At 35.8% G+C, this 18,678-nt stretch carries 23 protein-coding genes; 10 read left to right on the top strand and 13 right to left on the bottom strand.

Translation table 11 applies throughout. The features are described 5' to 3' along the window. Positions 1-356 precede the first annotated feature (356 nt). Positions 357-920, bottom strand: coding sequence for a hypothetical protein (locus ACFTQ7_RS16075; protein WP_386829915.1), 564 nt, complete (start codon positions 918-920; stop codon positions 357-359). Between the two features lie 156 nt (positions 921-1,076). Between ACFTQ7_RS16075 and ACFTQ7_RS16070 the strand changes: the two genes are divergently transcribed. Next, positions 1,077-1,538 carry a hypothetical protein gene (locus ACFTQ7_RS16070; protein WP_349661830.1) on the top strand — a complete coding sequence of 154 codons (462 nt, stop codon included), beginning with the start codon at positions 1,077-1,079 and terminating at the stop codon, positions 1,536-1,538. 214 nt (positions 1,539-1,752) lie between these two features. Here the strand turns inward: ACFTQ7_RS16070 and ACFTQ7_RS16065 are convergent, their stop codons facing one another. The 5 genes from ACFTQ7_RS16065 to ACFTQ7_RS16045 form a co-directional block, all read right to left on the bottom strand. Next, a complete protein-coding gene (locus ACFTQ7_RS16065; RefSeq protein WP_386829914.1) occupies positions 1,753-2,166 on the bottom strand; it encodes a VOC family protein in 414 nt (137 codons plus the stop codon). Positions 2,167-2,370: 204 nt separating this feature from the next. Further along, complete coding sequence (locus ACFTQ7_RS16060) at positions 2,371-2,997, bottom strand: nucleoside/nucleotide kinase family protein (protein ID WP_386829913.1); 627 nt, start codon at positions 2,995-2,997, stop codon at positions 2,371-2,373. Positions 2,998-3,343: 346 nt separating this feature from the next. Further along, positions 3,344-4,009, bottom strand: a complete 666-nt coding sequence (locus tag ACFTQ7_RS16055) for a 3-oxoacid CoA-transferase subunit B (protein ID WP_386829912.1) — start codon at positions 4,007-4,009, stop codon at positions 3,344-3,346. Continuing rightward, positions 4,009-4,716 carry a CoA transferase subunit A gene (locus ACFTQ7_RS16050; RefSeq protein WP_386829911.1) on the bottom strand — a complete coding sequence of 236 codons (708 nt, stop codon included), beginning with the start codon at positions 4,714-4,716 and terminating at the stop codon, positions 4,009-4,011. The genes ACFTQ7_RS16055 and ACFTQ7_RS16050 overlap by 1 nt, the downstream gene beginning before the upstream one ends. A gap of 107 nt (positions 4,717-4,823) precedes the next feature. Then, entirely contained in the window at positions 4,824-5,702 is an 879-nt protein-coding gene (locus ACFTQ7_RS16045; RefSeq protein ID WP_386829910.1) for a LysR family transcriptional regulator, read from the bottom strand. Between the two features lie 316 nt (positions 5,703-6,018). Between ACFTQ7_RS16045 and ACFTQ7_RS16040 the strand changes: the two genes are divergently transcribed. Further along, positions 6,019-6,231, top strand: a complete 213-nt coding sequence (locus ACFTQ7_RS16040) for a transcription initiation factor TFIIIB (protein ID WP_386829909.1) — start codon at positions 6,019-6,021, stop codon at positions 6,229-6,231. Positions 6,232-6,367: 136 nt separating this feature from the next. On the opposite strand, the gene ACFTQ7_RS16035 is transcribed toward ACFTQ7_RS16040, so the two are convergent. Then, the gene (locus ACFTQ7_RS16035) at positions 6,368-7,006 is read right to left on the bottom strand and encodes a LysE family translocator (RefSeq protein WP_386829908.1); all 639 of its coding nucleotides are present in this window, start codon (positions 7,004-7,006) and stop codon (positions 6,368-6,370) included. 180 nt (positions 7,007-7,186) lie between these two features. Here ACFTQ7_RS16035 and ACFTQ7_RS16030 point away from each other — a divergent pair, with 180 nt between their 5' ends. Then, positions 7,187-7,612, top strand: coding sequence for an SRPBCC family protein (locus ACFTQ7_RS16030; protein WP_079563037.1), 426 nt, complete (start codon positions 7,187-7,189; stop codon positions 7,610-7,612). Further along, the gene (locus ACFTQ7_RS16025) at positions 7,609-7,929 is read left to right on the top strand and encodes an ArsR/SmtB family transcription factor (protein ID WP_386829907.1); all 321 of its coding nucleotides are present in this window, start codon (positions 7,609-7,611) and stop codon (positions 7,927-7,929) included. The genes ACFTQ7_RS16030 and ACFTQ7_RS16025 overlap by 4 nt, the downstream gene beginning before the upstream one ends. 40 nt (positions 7,930-7,969) lie before the next feature. Here ACFTQ7_RS16025 and ACFTQ7_RS16020 read toward each other — a convergent pair whose 3' ends face one another. Together ACFTQ7_RS16020 and ACFTQ7_RS16015 are read right to left on the bottom strand one after the other, a co-directional pair. Beyond that, positions 7,970-8,749 carry a YqhG family protein gene (locus ACFTQ7_RS16020; protein WP_386829906.1) on the bottom strand — a complete coding sequence of 260 codons (780 nt, stop codon included), beginning with the start codon at positions 8,747-8,749 and terminating at the stop codon, positions 7,970-7,972. Positions 8,750-8,766: 17 nt separating this feature from the next. Further along, entirely contained in the window at positions 8,767-10,281 is a 1,515-nt protein-coding gene (locus ACFTQ7_RS16015; RefSeq protein WP_386829905.1) for a DEAD/DEAH box helicase, read from the bottom strand. Between the two features lie 804 nt (positions 10,282-11,085). On the opposite strand from ACFTQ7_RS16015, the gene ACFTQ7_RS16010 reads away from it, so the two are divergent. The 5 genes from ACFTQ7_RS16010 (at position 11,086) to ACFTQ7_RS15990 (ending at position 15,362) form a co-directional block, all read left to right on the top strand. After that, positions 11,086-11,910, top strand: coding sequence for a methyl-accepting chemotaxis protein (locus ACFTQ7_RS16010; protein WP_386829904.1), 825 nt, complete (start codon positions 11,086-11,088; stop codon positions 11,908-11,910). Positions 11,911-12,076: 166 nt separating this feature from the next. Next, on the top strand, positions 12,077-12,715 hold the full coding sequence (locus ACFTQ7_RS16005; RefSeq protein ID WP_386829903.1) for a dienelactone hydrolase family protein: 639 nt from the start codon (positions 12,077-12,079) through the stop codon (positions 12,713-12,715). Further along, the gene (locus tag ACFTQ7_RS16000; protein WP_386829902.1) at positions 12,702-13,658 is read left to right on the top strand and encodes a LytTR family transcriptional regulator DNA-binding domain-containing protein; all 957 of its coding nucleotides are present in this window, start codon (positions 12,702-12,704) and stop codon (positions 13,656-13,658) included. The genes ACFTQ7_RS16005 and ACFTQ7_RS16000 overlap by 14 nt, the downstream gene beginning before the upstream one ends. 151 nt (positions 13,659-13,809) lie before the next feature. Beyond that, a complete protein-coding gene (locus ACFTQ7_RS15995) occupies positions 13,810-14,658 on the top strand; it encodes an ABC transporter ATP-binding protein (RefSeq protein ID WP_386829901.1) in 849 nt (282 codons plus the stop codon). Beyond that, positions 14,655-15,362, top strand: coding sequence for an ABC transporter permease (locus ACFTQ7_RS15990; protein ID WP_386829900.1), 708 nt, complete (start codon positions 14,655-14,657; stop codon positions 15,360-15,362). The genes ACFTQ7_RS15995 and ACFTQ7_RS15990 overlap by 4 nt, the downstream gene beginning before the upstream one ends. A 35-nt stretch (positions 15,363-15,397) precedes the next feature. Here ACFTQ7_RS15990 and ACFTQ7_RS15985 read toward each other — a convergent pair whose 3' ends face one another. Then, on the bottom strand, positions 15,398-15,991 hold the full coding sequence (locus ACFTQ7_RS15985) for a GNAT family N-acetyltransferase (RefSeq protein WP_386829899.1): 594 nt from the start codon (positions 15,989-15,991) through the stop codon (positions 15,398-15,400). Between the two features lie 93 nt (positions 15,992-16,084). Here ACFTQ7_RS15985 and pdxR point away from each other — a divergent pair, with 93 nt between their 5' ends. Further along, entirely contained in the window at positions 16,085-17,461 is a 1,377-nt protein-coding gene (gene pdxR / locus ACFTQ7_RS15980; protein WP_386829898.1) for a MocR-like pyridoxine biosynthesis transcription factor PdxR, read from the top strand. A 128-nt stretch (positions 17,462-17,589) separates the two neighbouring features. Here the strand turns inward: pdxR and ACFTQ7_RS15975 are convergent, their stop codons facing one another. From ACFTQ7_RS15975 to ACFTQ7_RS15965, 3 genes are read right to left on the bottom strand one after another with little or no spacing between them, the layout of a single operon-like run. Continuing rightward, positions 17,590-17,832, bottom strand: coding sequence for a helix-turn-helix domain-containing protein (locus tag ACFTQ7_RS15975; protein WP_386829897.1), 243 nt, complete (start codon positions 17,830-17,832; stop codon positions 17,590-17,592). Then, complete coding sequence (locus ACFTQ7_RS15970) at positions 17,833-18,000, bottom strand: YvrJ family protein (protein ID WP_386829896.1); 168 nt, start codon at positions 17,998-18,000, stop codon at positions 17,833-17,835. 26 nt (positions 18,001-18,026) lie between these two features. Then, positions 18,027-18,641, bottom strand: coding sequence for a sigma factor-like helix-turn-helix DNA-binding protein (locus tag ACFTQ7_RS15965; protein ID WP_386829895.1), 615 nt, complete (start codon positions 18,639-18,641; stop codon positions 18,027-18,029). Positions 18,642-18,678: the final 37 nt, after the last annotated feature.

Raw genomic sequence — 18,678 nt, 5'->3', positions numbered from 1 at the left:
AACTACAAAGACATTTTTTGCTCATTATGCTCCGTTATTGACACTTAAATAACAGCCATAAATGTTAAACTGAAAGTATGTAGTTAGACGTCAGACAAATAACTTCACTATACCATTGTTTTTAGTAGCAATTCAATAGTTAAAAGAAAAAAACTCTACGAAAAGTGTATACGCTTACACGATTGCTTTATAAATAAAGACCATCATGTCTGATGGTCTCCGCTTACTACAAGGTTTTGTAAAATTAATGCAAATTATACTGATTTAAATGAACTTATGAAGATAAATTATCACTCATAAATCCTTCAATTTATTTTATAAAAATATGTGATCTTTTACGGCAGATACTTAGTTGTTCATTTTTTTATAAAATTCAATGCTTGTCGGGTAGATTTAATAAGTGATACATCACCTTTAAATTCTCTTAACTTTAATGTTTCTTTAAAGCATTTTTCTGCCTCTGCAATTTCTCCTAATTCTAACAAACACTTTCCTCTATGTTGCATGGCAAAGTCCACATATAACAAATTATTGTTTGCCTTACATTTATCTAAAACATCGTTGAAGATTTCTAATGCTTCCATTGGATTACCATTAAATTTAATTGCCTCCCCTAGGCGTATTAATGACACGATTTCTCGATTGCTATCGTTCTGGTCGCAGGCAATTATAATGCATTCCGATAAAATATTAATGGCTTTTTGTGGTTCTCCGTAAATTCTATATAAATTCCCCAGCGTTCCCATTAGAAAATATTTCTCATCTTCACTCTTTGTATTTACAAGTAAATTTTCAGCAATGTCTATCATTTCTTTTAATCTAAACGGATTAGAAGTTTTTTCACGAAGATACTCATTGTGATCAAAATAAATGATTTCGCTTATTGTCAAAAGACAGTTTTTAAACTCTGAAAAGTTCATTTTTGAATACCTCCAATTGTTTTTTCTGACCTTTATCGTGAACCGCACTTAAAACGAGGATGTAACTCCATGTTAATCTTGAAAAAAGCTATCTTCTTTTTGTATAATTCCCCTCCATTTTGCGCATATATGGTAGTAACAAGGGAGGTTATTACATTGAAAAAGTTATTTTATTTATTTTTACTAGCCACACTTTTATTATCAGCTTGCGGGAAAAATACTGCTCCAAAGGAAGTTGCTGTCGATAAAGATAAAAATACTTCAGTTGAAGATATAGTAGGAGCTATCGTTAAAAATAAATTCACTGTGGAAGAAAAGAATGGCACCGTATCAATCTCTATACAGGATACTGATGTAAAAAAAGGTATGAAAAATCAAATGCTAAAGGATTCCACTAAAATATTTGCAGAGCTGTCTAAGCTACCTAGTGTTAAAACTCCATCTATTAGTTGGTCTGCTCCATTAACAGAACCAAATGGGAACAAATCTATGAATGAACTATTAAATATTTACTTTAGTGAGGAAGATTTTAAAAAGACTAATTGGGCAAACTATACCCAGCTAGATATTGAATCTACTGCTACTCATTATCATCAAGAGGCTTCTTTAGGACAATAGAGCATTTCAATGACAAGATACCCCCTCACGTATACACAAGGGGGTATCTTTTTAATTGCTTCAACTAAAGGTTTTTGTAATAAATTTCCTATCAAACGCCTATTCTTTCCTTCCCTATTAAAGGCAACATTTTAATACCACACAGGGTATGCAAGGTGAAACATTTGTACCTGCCGCTTTGCTTTCGGTACTTAAAACATTTGCTGAAAAGAATTTACATCCCCTCTGTGCTCATTAATACTAGACGCCAGCCATCGGGATCTTCAATTGTGACGCCTTTTTCAGCCCAATATGTATTTTCTGGCTCCACCTCAGGATAGCCCATTTGCAATAAGCGTTCGGCGATACGCTGTATGGTTGCACGCTTTGGAATATACAGTACGAGCAAATTATCCTTTGTTGGTGCTGGGCAAGGGCTCCCTTCAATATGCTCTATAAATTCTAAATGATAGCTAGCATTCGGAAGACCAATCATGATGCCAGTGTAGCCTCGATGTCCTGAAAAAGAGCCTATTTTTTCTAATCCTACGCCTTCGCAATAAAATTTTTCAATTTCCTTTATTTTATCAGTCGGTCTTGCTACACGTACCTGCGCCACCTGTAATTCATCTGACCATTGTTGTCTCATAGTTAATTTTCTCCTTTTCCATCATTGTATACTAGCAAAATAGAGCTAGAGAACAGCCAATAGTCTGAAAAATCAAAATCAACGTTCATGCTCTTCAGAAATACCCGCGCTTGAAGGCAAAATACCCGCGAAGTTGATTGAATTACCCGCGAATTGGAGACAAATACCCGCGAAATCCATGTAAATACCCGCGAAGCGAAAATTCTACTTTAACGAATCACAAATTTTATCTGCAGCTGCTAATGGATTTTCTTTTTCTAAATAATATTCCTCAGCTGGCCAATATCTTCTTTGATACTTATTTAGTCGTTCTTGAAAATCGCCAAGATAGGTATCCCTTTGTAACACTCTTTCCTCTCGAACTGTTCGAGGGATGTCTAGAAATAAACGATAATCATAAAAGTTCTTCCATTCATGTCTTAAAAGGAATACTCCCTCAATCATAAGAATACTATTCGTTTCTAACTTTATTTTTCTATCGTTAACGGTATCTGATGATTGATTATAAAATGGGAGTTGGAATTGTAACTTGTTTTTATGCAAAGGTAACAACATACTATTTTTAATTAATTCAACATCCCATTGTAAATAATAGTATTCATACCATTCTGCATGGCCAGTATCATAACGTTTACTGCTTTCTACGATGTAATTATCGATATGGATTAATTCTACAGCACAAATCGATTGTAGCTCCTCCGCCAGTTTGTTAGCTACAGTGGACTTGCCTGCACCACCTAATCCATCAATCGCAACAATGAACGGTCTCTCTTTTATAGACCTATCTCTAAATCGCTTTTTAATATCGCGCTCCAGCTCATGTATATCCATTTATTGTTACTCCTAATAAAAAAATAACCAGCTCTATCAAAGAACTGGTTTCATTTAATTTATGATGATCAATTATGCCTTGGCATAATTGCGTCTGGAATCGGCTTTGTGCTTAGGCCTGCACGAGGGCCGACACGATGTCGGTCATTTCGGTAATGCCACAGGACGTGGCGTTTTTACCGATGCAGGTCAGTTCGCCGTTATCGCATGGATGCGATGATCTTAGGCTAACATCCCCTAAGCACTCCTTTCCGATTCCGTGACATCTGCCGGAGGCTTTAACTTCTTTCAGCGGGTGTTTGGACATCTACCGAAAAGTAGCTTAAATCCGCATTCATCTCACCATCTATAGAGGTGGGAGACATTTGCTGAAAGAAGTTAAAGCAACACTAAAAGAAGCAGCGGTCTTCTCTTTTACTTCCTCTAACGCGACACCCTCTGCTAGTTCTATAAGCTGCATCCCTTCATCTGTAAAATCGAAAACAGCCAAATCTGTAATTAATCTATGCACAACGCCTTTTCCGGTTAACGGTAGCTCACATTGTTTTTTTATTTTTGACTCACCGTTTTTATTGACATGCTCCATCACGACGACTACTCTTTTCGCCCCGACTACAAGGTCCATGGCGCCTCCCATACCTTTCACCATTTTCCCTGGAATCATCCAGTTCGCAAGGTCCCCCGTTTCAGATACTTCCATGCCACCTAAAATAGCCAGATCGATATGGCCTCCACGAATCATGGCAAATGATTCGGCACTGTCGAAGAAGGAGGCACCTGGAACTGCAGTGACCGTTTCTTTACCTGCATTAATTAAATCAGGATCGACCACGTCTTCTGCTGGATATGGACCAATGCCAAGAAGCCCGTTTTCTGATTGTAAAAGGACGTCATAATCAGATGGAATTGCATTGGCTACTAGCGTTGGAATACCAATACCTAAATTGACGTTCATGCCATTCTGTATTTCTTTTACTGCTCTATTTACTATTCTTTGTCTTGTATCAACCATCACGAATCCCCCCTTTTTACCGTCAAACGCTCAATACGCTTCTCATAATTGCCACCTAGTAAAACTCGCTGCACGAACACACCAGGTGTATGAATATGATCTGGATCTAGCTCTCCAACTTCAACAATTTCTTCTACTTCTGCAATCGTAATTTTTCCTGCCATTGCAGCTAGTGGATTGAAGTTACGTGATGTTTTTCTGAAAACTAAATTGCCAAGCTTGTCCGCCTTCCATGCTTTGACTAGTGCAAAGTCTGCGACAATACCTTTTTCTAAAATATATTCCTTGCCATCAAAAACCTTTACTTCTTTCCCCTCAGCGATTGGTGTTCCGACTCCAGTAGCTGTGTAAAAACCCGGAATCCCAGCTCCGCCAGCTCGCATGCGCTCCGCTAACGTACCTTGTGGTGTCAATTCTACTTCAAGCTCCCCGCTTAAAAATTGCTGCTCAAAAATTTTATTTTCACCTACATAGGATGCAATCATTTTTTTGATTTGTTTATTTGCTAATAAAAGACCTAAACCCCAATCATCCACACCGCAGTTATTGCTTATGACCGTTAAGTCCTTTGTTCCCTTTTGGACTAGCGATGCAATAGATTTTTCAGGGATTCCACATAGCCCGAAGCCCCCTACTGCTAACGTATCTCCATCTTTAATATCGACGATGGCCTCCTCAAACGAATCCCACACTTTCCCCTTCCCCATATCGAAACCCCCTAAAATTTCTCGTTTATTAAGAAAAATTCTACCTTACTATCGTTTTATAAGTAAAGGAATAAATTAGAATACTATTTATTCTAAAAGTGCATAAATCAATTTTCAGAACGTATTGTATGGAGTAGTTGCTTTAATGCAAAGGATTGATAAGTATTTTTCTTCGTAATAACGCCTAAACGCCATGGCATGTCAAAGTTAAGTAACGGAACAATTTTTACATTTCTGTTCGTCTGCTTTGCGGCAATTGAATATGGTAAAAGTGTCACTCCTAAGTTCGAGGATACTAGCTCCACTATTAAATCCCACTGTGAGCTTTTATAGCCGATTATTGGTGTAAACCCTACACTTTTACATGATTTAATAACATAATCATGTAATGTGAATTCCTCTGTAAAGATAATGAATGTTTCATTTTTTAAATCTTGTAATCGAATATGTTCTTGCTGAGCTAGAGGATGGGACTCATTGATAAAGACAAAAAATTGGTCTTCCACAAATGATTGGACAGAAAATTTCCTTTCATCTGTAGGTATAACGACAATTCCCATATCAACATCACCATTCTCTACTAACGTTCCGATCATTTTAGCTCCCCGTTCCACAAGCTCTAAATGCACCTTAGGATATTGCTTATGAAACTTTCGAGCAATTTCAGGGAAAAATAGTGTGCCGATTAGCGGCGGAATTCCTAATTTAATCGTACCTGTTTTGATGTTCGATAAATCATCCAATAATATATGTAAATCGTGTACAGAACGTATTATTTTTTGTCCTTGTTTATAAACAATACTACCAGCGTCTGTTAATTCTATATTACGTGTAGATCGGTTTAACAACTCTACATGAAGAGCATTCTCCAACTTTTTAATGCTTTTGCTTAATGAAGGCTGTGATATAAAGCATTCATTAGCTGCCTTTGAAAAACTCCCATGTTCAACAACGGTCATAAAAGCTTTTAAATCTCGCAACTCCACATAGATACCCCCTATTTATTCTAATTTGTTATAAAAAATATTCCAAAATTCCCTATTTAGTAATAGATTCTCCTCATTTTCTACTTATCCTCCTTCTTAAAAACATGTGGACCAAACACAATGGAAAAATTGAAGTAGAACAGGACACTTCACGCTTTGAAGAAGAGGAATGGCTTGTACAAGCAATGTAACGTTATCGAAATAGAAAGGGATAAATATTTATTTAACGGAACTAATATACATACTATTCACAATAATAGATAATGGATATATCAGGAAAATAGTTGGCTTACATATATAAGAGGAGGGTTTCAAGTTGAAGAATTCTACGAAAGTAATAGAATGTCCAAAATGTGGTGGGAAGGAGTTAGGGAAAGGTAAGCAAACTGGGTCTGCAGTTATGTACCCAGATAATAAGCCTAGTATAGGTTCAGTTGTTGAATACATTATTTGCACAGACTGTGGATTTATTATAGAAAGCTATGTAAAAAAGCCAGAGAAATTTAAGGATACACTTTATTGGAAATAAGAATAAGAAATTAATTTTTTTTAGTTCGGTTTAAACAACTATATTTTTAACCCCGTCCTAAATTTAGAACGGGGTTGTAAAATTAAAAAAGCTTTATCCTCTCGTACTTTAGTATATAGATTTTTCAATAAAAATCTTAATGGGCTTTTTCTAATGCCAATTTAATGCCAAAGCCAATTAACACTGCACCTGTCAATCCTTCGATTACAGCTTTCGTCCTTGGCTTTTTCATAAATGCGCTAATTTTATCCAATAAGTAAACATAAAACACAAACCAAAATCCTGTTAACGCAGTATAAATAAGTCCCATAATAAGAAACGGTATAAATGTACCGCTCTTGCCATCTACAAACTGAGGTAAAAATGTGAGAAAAAATACAGCCACCTTCGGGTTTGTTACGTTCGTTAAAAAGCCTTGCTTAAAGCATGATTGCTGCGAATATTTATGATCAATTTGGGTCTCGTCTTGCACTACAGGAGGCTGCGAACGTATTGTTCGTAATGCCCATAAAGTTTTGATTCCTAAATAACATAAATAGACCGCTCCGACGTATTTTAAAATGGCAAATACATATGCTGACTTTACAATAATCGCGGAAAGTCCAATAACCGCTGCAAATGTATGAATCAATAATCCACAGCACGAACCGAGTAAAGTCTGTAAGCCCCCTTTTCTACTTACGGTAAGTGTATTTTTTGTTGCAATCGCCGTATCCGGACCAGGCAAAATAATTAATAAAATACACATTAATAAAAAGACAGACATGTTCACCACTTTAAATACCCTCCCTTTTAATCAGAAAATTATAAAAATAATTTTAACATATGTACAATTACACCAAAAGACGTGATGTGAAAATTTATCCAAAGTAATTATAATTGACATGCAACCATAAGGTGTTATATATTCATAACACCTTATGGTTATATTTTTTTATAAAGGAGTTCATTTCAAATGACTGAAAAACTAGAGAACATCGTTAAAACAGTTACACTCAATGCACCGATTGAAAAAGTGTGGGAAACAGTAACAGACGCTGAAAAGATTGCTTCTTGGCTTATGCCAAACAATTTTAAGCCAGTTGAAGGGCATGAATTTACAATACAATCACCGTTTGGTCCTTCACCATGTCGAGTAGAACAAGTAGATGCTCCACATTTTGTTCGTTTTGCGTGGGATACAGATGGATGGTTTGTCACTTTTGAACTGAAGGAAATTGGTGAGCAAACAGAATTTACATTAACTCATGGTGGCTGGAAAGAAGCTTCACATATCATTCCTAAAGCTAACATGCCTGCTGAAGCTATTCGTACAACAATGGATGGTGGCTGGACAATGCTTATCGGCAAAAAATTAAAAGAAGTTGTGGAATCACAATGACACCGCTTGCTGTAAAGTATGATGTTTTTCAAGCAATTGCTGATCCAACAAGACGTCATGTCCTACAGCTACTTGCCTCAAGTGATAAACCGATCTCACTTATTTCTGAGAATTTTTCTATTAGCCGAACTGCTGTCGTAAAGCATTTAAAAATTTTAGAACAAGCTGAGCTAGTCTCTGCCCAAAAAAAGGGACGAGAAAAAATATACACATTACGTGCCGAAAAACTAAAAGAAATTAAAGACTGGCTACAGTACTTTGATTTATTTTGGGATAATAAATTGGCGCAACTACAAAGTATTTTCGGAGAAGATTAAATGACAAGGAGCTGTCCCTCCTAATAGGACAGCTCCTCGTTTAATAAAGATAAAATATTCCACCATTAATAATTTCTATTTTAATTTTTGTATCGTATTGTTCCTCTAATGCCTTCTTTTCAACATCATAGCATTCGGGTTTGTCATCTTCCTCTTCATAAAAATAATCGAGTACTCGCTGATCACGTTGCCATCGTTTTTTGGCTTCAGTAGCCCATGAATGATCATCTTGTTCAATGATTTTTTCAATAGTAGCATTTAATCTTTCAAGTGCTCTAAGGGGCTTTATAATAAATTGTACATGAAAAGCATTATCTGCTGGAACAGTGTCAAAATCGGATGTACATATCGTTTCTTGAAAATCCTCTTTTATGACCCCAGTTAGCAAGTTTATACCAAATGAATAAAGCATTTCTTTCGTTTGGTCGCAGCAATACGACACTTTAAAATTAACACCTAACCATGGCGTAAGGATAACTTGCCCTATTGCGGTATCCACCTTCTCAAAAAGCTGAACATAAGCTCCTAGCTCCCTCGTTGCTTGAAAAAGTTGGTTCATTCTCGGAGAACCGAAATGAATAGCTTCGCCATAAAGGCTCCCAGCTGATGCCGTTTGATCTGTAATGAAAGTTACTTGGGCTGGATTTGCCTCAGTATTTGTAGCTTCTACGTATTGCCAATAAAAAGGGCGATTCATTATTCTTTTATCAATATCAACAGTTAATTGTACCGTGAGATAATGCTGATCTTCCCTTAAAATAGGGCAATCATTTTCATTAAAAAATTCTCGTAAATAACTATGAACTTGCTGTGGATACATAGTCCTTCTCCCTTACACTATACAGATTCTTTAAAGTTAGATAGAATCGCATCTAAGTCGCCTACTACCTTTTCGAAAACATCAATTTTCGTATGAAGTAATGCTAATATATTCTCTTCAATCGTATTGGCTATAGCGAGATTATAAATATGAACATCATGCTCTTGCCCTAAACGATGCACACGACCAATCCGTTGCTCTAGCTTCATAGGGTTCCAGGGCAAATCATAGTTAATGACATGATGACAAAATTGAAGGTTAATCCCCTCACCGCCTGCCTCTGTTGCAATTAGAACCTGCGCCCGTTCCTTAAAAAGATGCTTCATATAATCACGTTTGCTTTTATTATATTTACCGTTGAACAGAACACTCGTAATACCGTTAGAATGTAAATACCATTGCAAATAAATTTGAGTAGCTCTATACTCTGTAAAAATAATCACTTTATCCTTGGCCTGTTCGACTATTTCAAGTGTCTTTTTCGCCTTTGAATTCACTTCTAATGCCATTAATTTTGCTAGTATATCTTCAATTTCTTGTGATTGTGCATTGTCTTCAAGCATTTTAGATAACGTCAAGGCTGTTGCCTCTTTACTACTACACATTTCCTTCTGCAATGTAATCATTGAAAAAGAGCCTGTATTTTGAAGCGTTCCGAGCAGATTATAAACTTCCTCTTCTTCCTTCGTAAATCGAATAGGGACAATTTGAACACGGCGATTAGTCCACTCAATGCCCGTGTCCTCCCTCCTATTCCTCACCATCACCTGATTCACTAATTCCTTTAAATAATCGTTATGCTCTAAATCATGCTTACTTGCCGAAAATGCAGATTGAAATGTATCATAATTGCCAAGATGACCAGGCTTAAGTAAAGAAATAAGATAAAATAATTCAAAAACATCGTTTTGAATCGGTGTTGCCGTTAATAATAAACAAAACTTTTTCTTTAAGCCTTGTACAAATTCATAAATTTGGGTTTTATGATTTTTTAGTTTATGCGCCTCATCGATAATAATCATGTCGTAATTCTGCTCATAAATGCGCTCTTTGTGAGGACTCTTCTTCGCTGTATCCATACTCATAATAAGGACATCATAGCGCTCAATCGACACATTTTTTTTATAAGCTATTGCTGGAATGTGGAATTTAATATTTAATTCTTCAATCCACTGATTAATAAGAGATGCTGGAGCTAATATTAACACTCTTTTAACGAGTCCTCGAATCAGATATTCCTTTAAAATTAAACCTGCTTCAATTGTTTTACCAAGACCTACCTCATCAGCTAGAATCGCCTTTCCATTCATACGTTCAATGACTGTTTCTGCCGCTTCCAACTGGTGTGTAAGTGGCTTTAAATTCGGTAAATACTTTGTCGCCTGTAAACCTGTGAAATCAGTAATTAACTTCATTTTCACAATGTCATAATTCATCTTGTACAATGTCCAGCTATCCCACTTTTCAAGATGATTTAGTTTATTGATAAAGCCTTCTTCCCACTCGGACGACCTTTCTATTTTCATGATCATCACCTCATGCTATTATTTCTAATTTAGGTTGTCCAAAAAAGAGAAAGCTATGTTAAGCTTTGCGAAAGATTTATCAATTTTATACGTTTTAAAAAAGAACGCTATGGCTTATCACGGATATTTGAACAAATAGACTTTTAACAGTGACGCGAGCGTACCCCTGCTTTCGCAAAAAACATATAGTTTTATTACTATAAATTAGAATGTCTTACCGGAGATATACGCTTGGCGAAGTGATTGATCTTCGTTACGGCTGGGCGACTCCTTGGGGATCAGCGATAGAGGAACGAAGGCTAAAAGCATCACATCCTGTGTTGACGCCTTCGTGACCAACATCCTGTTGCCCCGACGCCCCCAGGAAGCTTTGCTCTGTGCGAAAGCGTAGCGACAGCAACAACAAATGTTTTCTGTAGCGAAAGCAAAGCGGCAGCTACAAATGTTTTCTGTAGCGAAAGCAAAGCGGCAGCTACAAATGTTTTAACTGTGCGAAAGCGAAGCGGCAGCTACAAATGTTTTAACTGTGCGAAAGCGAAGCGGCAGCTACAAAGCGCCCAGCCGGAACGGAAATCAACCCCTCGTTTTGCAAAGAGCACTACGCAAAATCCAAAACTTATTTAAATAAATGAAACATATAAAACCTTAATTTCGTACAATTTAAAAGGATAATGGTATTAAGATAGTCTTTTTATTCTCTTCCTTTTTTCATACAATTAGAGAAGTACTACTTTCCAAAAAATTACGTTTTTAGAAGAACAAAATTATGGGGCTCAATTAATAGGGCTTACATATACTGAGGAGGTTATTATGAATATTATTGAAGCATTATCAGCGTCATTGCCCTACATTCATTTAGCTATGAAGGGCGAGTCCATGATTGGATTAGTAGATAAAGAGAGTGAGAGTATTATTGCTTATTTACCTGGGAAACGGATAGATTCTGGTTATAAAATTGGACAAAAAATTCTCCCAGGTGATGCAATTTTACATCTTCCACTTAAAGGAGAAAGCACTGATGAACCTGTACCAAAAGAATTTTATGGTGTGGAATTTAACGCATTTTCTTTTCCCGTTCGTGAAAATGGACGAATCGTAGGCGCGCTAGCCTTTGGAATACCTATTGACCATTCGCTACAAATGGAGAAATATATTCTTACTATGAATGACATTATCCATAACCTACAGGATAAAGTACATACAATTGCCTCTCATTCGGAGGAGCTAGCTGCAACTAGCGAGGAAATTAATAAGCAAACACAATTTGCTTTAGAGGATGCTGAAAAAACAAATGGTATCACCGATTTAATTAAAAATATTTCTCGTCAAACCAATTTACTCGGATTAAATGCATCGATTGAGGCAGCACGAGCAGGTCAGCATGGTGCCGGATTTAATATAGTCGCACAAGAAGTTCGCAAGCTTTCTACCGAAACAACTACTGCTACTGATAACATTGAATCCTCACTTCGAAGCATCAATCATAATCTTGAAAATTTAAAGCAAAACATGACTCAAATAAACGGTGCCACAAATGAACAGACACAACTTGTTCAGGACTTTAGTGAAATTATTGATGAGCTTACTACGCTTAGTATGGAAATGAAAGGTTTTATGTCTAAAGTTTCAAAATAAAGTCTTATATTAACAAAAAATCCACCCCGGTTTCTGTGGTCAAATCAATAGCCACAAAAGTCTGCGTGGATTTTTTACTTTTTATGTAAGGCAAATTTATCAATCACCAAATAATAATAATAAATTGAATACCAAAATTTTATAAAATATACTATATGATTACTTTTTGATACACTATTTGATAAAACAAAATGAGGTCAAAATGAAAAGGAAAGTATTTATATTACATGAGATTTATGGAGTCAATGATTTTATAAAGATGCAAGCTGAGGCATACAGTAACGCCAACACTACTATTGAGTGCATTCCTTTATATTCAGACAATAGAATATTCCCATACGAACAAGAACAGCAGGCTTATGATTATTTCATAAATGAAATTGGCTTTGATGCTCCACTCGAACAACTAACCGAAAAAGTAATGGAGGCAAGATCATATTATGACGAAGTGCTGTTAATCGGATTTAGCGTAGGTGCAACATTAGCTTGGAGATTATCAACATTACCATTACAAGGGATCGTTTGCGTTTATGGGTCACGCATTCGACAATACCTGGATGTAATCCCCTCTTGCTCGACACTCGTCATTTTTCCAAGAGATGAGAAAAGTTTTAATGTCCATGAATTAAAAGAAACACTCGAAACATTACCACTTGTTCATACGAGTCAATATCTAGGTCTGCATGGTTTTATGGACTGCAATAATCCAAACTACTGTTATAAAAGTTATCTACAGGCACAGGCTGAAATCTCACAATTTTTCGAAATTAAACATCGAGGAGGACTACACGATGGACCAAAATGAAAGCATAATTATTGACCCTTATATAGAAGGAGGAAATGTAATTTATCCAAACTTTCACCTATCTATGCAGCCTGGTATTATTATTGGCATCTATACGGATGTGTCGAAAATACATACATTAATCCAGTGGTTTGCGAAGCAAAGTAATACATATACACATTTTCGTGAAAATGCCTTGTATGAGCGATTGACGGTTCGAGAATACATCAACTTTTGCTTAAAGCTTTTCAATGCTTCTTCTGAAAACATGGAGGATCTATTAGCATTGTTCGCTTTAATGGAGCAAAAAAGCATGAAAATTAGCAAGCTTTCAAATAGCGAAAAGCAACGCTTAAAATTAATGCATACATATCTTAATCAGGCACCGATACAAGTTTTAGAAGAGCCTTTCCAAAATCTAGATGAGTTTTCCAAACAAAAAGCCATTCAGTTATTGGCTGTCCTTCAAAAGCAAAATAAAGCAGTCGTTTTACTATCTAACAATTTCGAGGATTTAATCGTTTCGAGTACAGAAATACATAGATTGGATGCAATGGGCTTACATGCATTAGATGTGAAAGAAGATGAGACAGAACCAGCTTCTCCCTCTTTTGAAAGTGCACCGATTCGACTTGATAAAATACCTACAAAGAAGAACGATAAAATCATTTTATTTAATCCTCCCGAAATCGATTATATTGAAAGTGTTGAAGGTGTTGTTTCACTATATGTTGCAGGTGAAACTTATCCATGTACATTATCATTAAACGACCTTGAGCAAAAATTGACACCGTTCGGCTTCTTTAGGAGTCATCGCTCTTATATCGTTAACTTACAAAAGGTACGGGAAATCATTACGTGGACTCGCAATAGCTACAGCCTAGCCCTAAACAGCAATGAAAAGACCATAGTACCTTTGTCGAAAAATAAACTCGCAGATTTAAAGGAAATACTCGGAATTTAGTAGATTTCCCAGGAAATAAACGACTCCTGTCAGCTGAAATATTTCTCCGCTACTGGTCATTTTACTGCCTTTCACCTGTAATTTAATGTTGTTATCTTCATTGTCCCTTATAGTTGAGACAACAACAACAACAACACAGGGAGGTTTTCAAATGAACGCAGTGATCGATGTTCAGCATTTGAAAAAAACATTTAATAAGGAAGCAGCATTAAAGGATGTTTCATTTACCATTCAAAAAGGAGAAATATTCGGCTTTCTTGGACCTAGTGGTTCTGGAAAAACGACTACTATTAAAATATTAACAGCACAAACTGAAAAAACTGCAGGCAATGTTTTACTATTTGGTCGCCCAGCAAGTGAGATGAAACAAAGTAACAATCGTAAACGCTTCGGTATTTTAACAGATAATAGTGGACTATATACGCGACTTTCAATCGAGGAGAATTTAATACTATATAGTAATTTATATCAATTACCTAAATCAGCTGTAAAAGAGGCATTGGATTTTGTTAATTTATACGGTGATCGTAAAAAGAAAATTAGTCAGCTTTCTAAAGGAATGATGCAACGAGTTACGCTTGCTCGTGCCATCATGCATAAACCAGAATTATTATTTTTAGATGAACCGACTTCTGCACTCGACCCTGTTAATACACAGCATATTTATAATGGCTTGCGTAAATTAAACGAGATGGGTACGACAATATTTTTAACAACACATGATATGAGTGAAGCCGAAATACTTTGTGATCGTGTAGCCTTCTTACATCAAGGTAAAATTCGAGCAATTGGTGCGCCAAAGGATTTGAAAAAAGAGTTTGGTGATGAGTCTATTACAGTTGAACTTAAAAATGGTGCCAGTGAAGTCATTCAAACTGGAGAACAGGATGCTGAAAAACTGTTTCATTGGATGCAATCGAACGAAGTTTCTCGCATTTATACAAACGAGCCAACACTAGGTAATATTTTTATGCAAATAACAGGGAGTGATTTAGTATGAACCTTTCAATGACACGTATTCAAGCTATTTTAATGAAGGATTATAAGGAATTTTCTCGTAACTATGCGGTATCCATTATGGTACTTATGCCACTTGCTTTGGCATTTTTATATAATAAATCAGGTGCTAATACTATCAACACCTATTTCCTTGCAATTAATATGGCATTTACTCTGGTGACTGCCTATGTACAATGCTGTCTAATTGCAGAGGAGAAAGAAAAAAACACGCTTCGTAGTCTAATGCTTTCCCCTGCTTCACTTGGCGATATATTAATTGGTAAAAGCTTGTTCGTCTTTATCCTTACAATGGTAATTGTAGCATTGAGTATTTTCATTGTTGGCTATAGCCCAGCTAATCTTTTCATCTTAGCTATTGCTTTAATAGTTTCGACTGTGTTCTATATTGCAATAGGAACATTGTGTGGATTATTCGCCAAAACAGTTATGGAAGGATCTCTTATCATTCTACCTGTTATCCTTATTTTCGGGTTTGGCTCTTTTGCCCTAGCATTATCTTCTTCCTTTCCTATTTTAAAAATCGCAGAGTGGTTACCAAGTTCTCAATTAGCGCTATTAGCAGAGGCTCTAGAAGGCACATACACAACAATGGACGTCATTATTCCAATATCTACTATCATCGCATGGTCAATAGTAACTTGGATTGTAGTAGGATATATTTATAAAAAAAGAATGGTCGACTAATGACCATTCTTTTTTTAGTATAATAATTTCTTTATCTAAAATTTCTCGGTAGCGTCCATTAGCAATTGCTGCAAATGCTTTTTCACTTGTGTCCACTCTTGTAGCGTAATGCTATACATCACAGTATGACGAGTTGTACCATCCTTACGCACCATATGATTACGTAAGATCCCCTCTTTTGTTGCTCCTAGACGCTCAATTGCCCTTTGTGAACGCACATTTTCATGATCAGTTTTAATTTGTACACGCTGTAGATTTAATATCTCAAAGCAGTATTGTAATAATAAATATTTGCAATTCGTATTAATAGCCGTACGCCAAAAAGCAGGTGAAATCCATGTAGTTCCTATTTCAAGCCGTTTATGCGTATCATCAATGTCCATAAATCGAGTCGAACCGATGATTTGTTCAGATTTTTTATCCACAACTACGAATGGGAACTCGGTTTTTTCTCGTTTTGTTAGTAATGCCTTATCCACAAATTTATTCACATCGTCCATTTTTTCTATAGTTGTGGACATATGTGACCAAATCTCTGGATAACTTGCAGCCTCTAATAACCCTTGCATATCCTCATGTTCTAACGGCTTAAGCAATACAACCTCATTTTCTAGTGCTATAAAATTCATTTTCTTCACTCCTTTTCAATATTTAACGATAATTTTGATATGATAGATAGAACCAATTTTCAAAAAACACACCATACCAGGAGGTGCAACATTTTGGATTTATCGATTTCTTTTACTGGAGATTCACCGAAGTACATGCTAATTTACGAAGAAATAAAACAAGCAATTTTAAACAAAAAACTGATGGCCGATGAGCAATTACCTTCTAAACGGACTCTTGCAATAACGCTTGACGTTAGTGTCCATACAATTAAAGAAGCTTATGAGCAATTACTAGCTGAAGGCTATATCTATAGTAAGGAACGCTCTGGCTATTTTATAGCGCCCTTTGAATTTGAATGGGAACAGCAGCAAAAACATCACATATCCACAGCTAAAGCATCAGCTACATATACTATAAAATTTGATTTTAATAACGGACATGTGGATAAGAAGGCTTTTCCATTCTCCAGCTGGCATAAGCTGTTGAAAAAGCACTTCAATGTGGATAATTTAACGACAAGTCCTTGGCAAGGAGAAGCAATATTGCGGACAGAAATCGCTCGTTATGTTGAACGATCCAGAGGGGTTACTTGTGAGGCATCACAAGTGTTTATTTATAGTGGTACACAAAATCAGCTTCAAGCTCTATGTCACTTTGTCGGCCCAAAAGCACAAGTTGGCTTAGAGGATCCTGGCTTTAAAAGAGTACATGCAACCTTACAACAATGTGGACTAACAACTCATGCAATTCCTGTTGATAACTCAGGAGTTACTATACCGAAAAAATCAATCCACATGTTATACACAACACCCGCACACCAGTTTCCACTAGGCATGGTTATGCCTGTTGAACGGCGTGCAGCACTTCTGCAATGGGCTACTACTGAAAAAGCATATATTATTGAAGATGACTATGATTCAGAATTTCGTTATAAGGGGCTCCCTATCCCCTCTTTAGCAAAAATGGATCAACTTCAACGCGTAATTTATTTCGGAACATTTTCCAAAACTCTTATCCCATCGCTGCGCATAAGTTACATGATTTTGCCTAAATCGTTAGTCGAAGCTTTTACTCATTTTAATCAAGAACAAAAATCTGTTGTTTCCAAAATAGATCAGCTTGTGTTAGCCGATTTTATTGCTCAAGGTTTATTCGATAAGCATTTAGCCAAAATGCGCACTGTTTATCGTAAAAAGCAACAGACTTTACTTGAAGCTATTAACACCCAATTTTCGATTGAATTCGAAGTAATTGGTGAAAAATCCGGACTACACATCGTTATGAAGTTACCAAAAAGACTTTCTGAACAAGAGGCGATTAGGCTTGCGCAGAAGAAAGGTATCCAAGTTTACCCATGTTCAACCTCCTATCAGCACAACTCTGAACATGCTATGGTCATTATAGGCTATGGTGGGCTTACCCTTGAGCAAATCCAAGAAGGTATAGCGTTACTTGCAACAGTTTGGCAATCATCTACATCAGCTTAATTTCAAGATTTATAAAAACGATCGAAACCTTTTTTTAAATCTTCTCGTATTTAAACTAACAACCTGTTAAAACTAAAACGATCAAAAGTCTTAACCTTTTGGTCGTTTTAGTTTTAATTGTATTTATCCTAGTTTCGTTGATCACTATAGCGTTTTTTCAATTCCCAGAAACCTGGAACAGAATTAACATCATAATTTCTTATAGTAATAATTAGTTTAATAAGCAATTCTTGACGTAAATCTTCTCTATAGTGTAGATGTGTTTGATAGAGGTAATGTTTCAATTTAGATTCAAAAAAACTTAATACAATTAATAAAGATTTATCATCATATTTTGATTTTTCTACAAGGGCAATGAATTCTTGTGGCATTTATTTGCACCCCCTTCCTAAAGTTTTTATAACTTCAGATAAGTAATTAATACTTTGTTCAAGATTTTCTATTTTCTTTTCGAATCTAATAAATAGATATATTGTTATTGCAATTGGAAATCCTAAATTTCCTATTATCATAATCCATTCAGATGTTTCTGTTAACATCACTAATCCACCCTTTTTTCTTATACTTAACAGTCTTTTCTCTTATGGTTTTCAACGTAATTTAGCATACTTTCCAAAGCTTTCTTATGAGTTTTAGAGATCGCTTGCTGTGTTTTATTCAATTTCAGTCCTATTTCTGTATCGCTTAATCCTTCTACATAAGCAAAATTTATAATTTCTTTTTGCTTTTTGGTTAAGAGATTTAAAGCATCATACAATATTGGACAGGTTACATGTTCATCTAGGTGATCGTTGTTAACGATCTCACCGAAAAGGTTATATGCTTGTTCGTCAGGTAATAAATCGAGAAATGTTTCTTCGCCTCCATTAGAATTAATTGAGGCATCTAAAGTAGAGGTAAATCTCGATTGTAAAAGTCGCAATCGGTTGTCGTAATTGATAGAATTAAATTTAAGTGTTGTAGAAATATGGGAAATGAAACGAACTTTAAAATAAAAATGTTTAAATAATATATCTAATTTTTTCATATTCTCAGGAGTAGGGTTTGATATCGTTTTCATATACATATTTTTGTTAGTTGGTATTTTCAAAAAGGAAATCACCAAATTATTACTTAATAATTTCTGATTTTCCCCTTCAAATTTTCTGATTCTTTCTTCATCCCATTCATTTTTCATCATCCAAAACACCCTCCTAAAAGGAAATGTACGTTCTTTT

Origin of the sequence: Lysinibacillus sp. NPDC056959, assembly GCF_042674095.1 — a bacterium.
GTDB classification, from domain to species: Bacteria; Bacillota; Bacilli; order Bacillales_A; family Planococcaceae; genus Lysinibacillus; species Lysinibacillus zambalensis.
This window is presented reverse-complemented; position numbering and strand designations above follow the sequence as displayed.

What these genes read in the sequence shown, in the direction of transcription:
- ACFTQ7_RS16020 (WP_386829906.1), bottom strand. Translation starts at nt 8,749, where the DNA reads ATGTATCCACAGCAAGTTCATAGTTATTTACGAGAATTTTTTAATGAA.
- ACFTQ7_RS15985 (WP_386829899.1), bottom strand. Translation starts at nt 15,991, where the DNA reads ATGAATTTTATAGCACTAGAAAATGAGGTTGTATTGCTTAAGCCGTTA.
- ACFTQ7_RS15970 (WP_386829896.1), bottom strand. Translation starts at nt 18,000, where the DNA reads ATGTTAACAGAAACATCTGAATGGATTATGATAATAGGAAATTTAGGA.
- ACFTQ7_RS16015 (WP_386829905.1), bottom strand. Translation starts at nt 10,281, where the DNA reads ATGATCATGAAAATAGAAAGGTCGTCCGAGTGGGAAGAAGGCTTTATC.
- ACFTQ7_RS16060 (WP_386829913.1), bottom strand. Translation starts at nt 2,997, where the DNA reads ATGGATATACATGAGCTGGAGCGCGATATTAAAAAGCGATTTAGAGAT.
- ACFTQ7_RS16055 (WP_386829912.1), bottom strand. Translation starts at nt 4,009, where the DNA reads ATGGTTGATACAAGACAAAGAATAGTAAATAGAGCAGTAAAAGAAATA.
- ACFTQ7_RS16025 (WP_386829907.1), top strand. Translation starts at nt 7,609, where the DNA reads ATGACACCGCTTGCTGTAAAGTATGATGTTTTTCAAGCAATTGCTGAT.
- ACFTQ7_RS15995 (WP_386829901.1), top strand. Translation starts at nt 13,810, where the DNA reads ATGAACGCAGTGATCGATGTTCAGCATTTGAAAAAAACATTTAATAAG.
- ACFTQ7_RS16000 (WP_386829902.1), top strand. Translation starts at nt 12,702, where the DNA reads ATGGACCAAAATGAAAGCATAATTATTGACCCTTATATAGAAGGAGGA.
- ACFTQ7_RS16050 (WP_386829911.1), bottom strand. Translation starts at nt 4,716, where the DNA reads ATGGGGAAGGGGAAAGTGTGGGATTCGTTTGAGGAGGCCATCGTCGAT.
- ACFTQ7_RS15965 (WP_386829895.1), bottom strand. Translation starts at nt 18,641, where the DNA reads ATGATGAAAAATGAATGGGATGAAGAAAGAATCAGAAAATTTGAAGGG.
- ACFTQ7_RS16065 (WP_386829914.1), bottom strand. Translation starts at nt 2,166, where the DNA reads ATGAGACAACAATGGTCAGATGAATTACAGGTGGCGCAGGTACGTGTA.
- ACFTQ7_RS16075 (WP_386829915.1), bottom strand. Translation starts at nt 920, where the DNA reads ATGAACTTTTCAGAGTTTAAAAACTGTCTTTTGACAATAAGCGAAATC.
- ACFTQ7_RS15975 (WP_386829897.1), bottom strand. Translation starts at nt 17,832, where the DNA reads ATGCCACAAGAATTCATTGCCCTTGTAGAAAAATCAAAATATGATGAT.
- ACFTQ7_RS16010 (WP_386829904.1), top strand. Translation starts at nt 11,086, where the DNA reads ATGAATATTATTGAAGCATTATCAGCGTCATTGCCCTACATTCATTTA.
- ACFTQ7_RS16030 (WP_079563037.1), top strand. Translation starts at nt 7,187, where the DNA reads ATGACTGAAAAACTAGAGAACATCGTTAAAACAGTTACACTCAATGCA.
- ACFTQ7_RS15990 (WP_386829900.1), top strand. Translation starts at nt 14,655, where the DNA reads ATGAACCTTTCAATGACACGTATTCAAGCTATTTTAATGAAGGATTAT.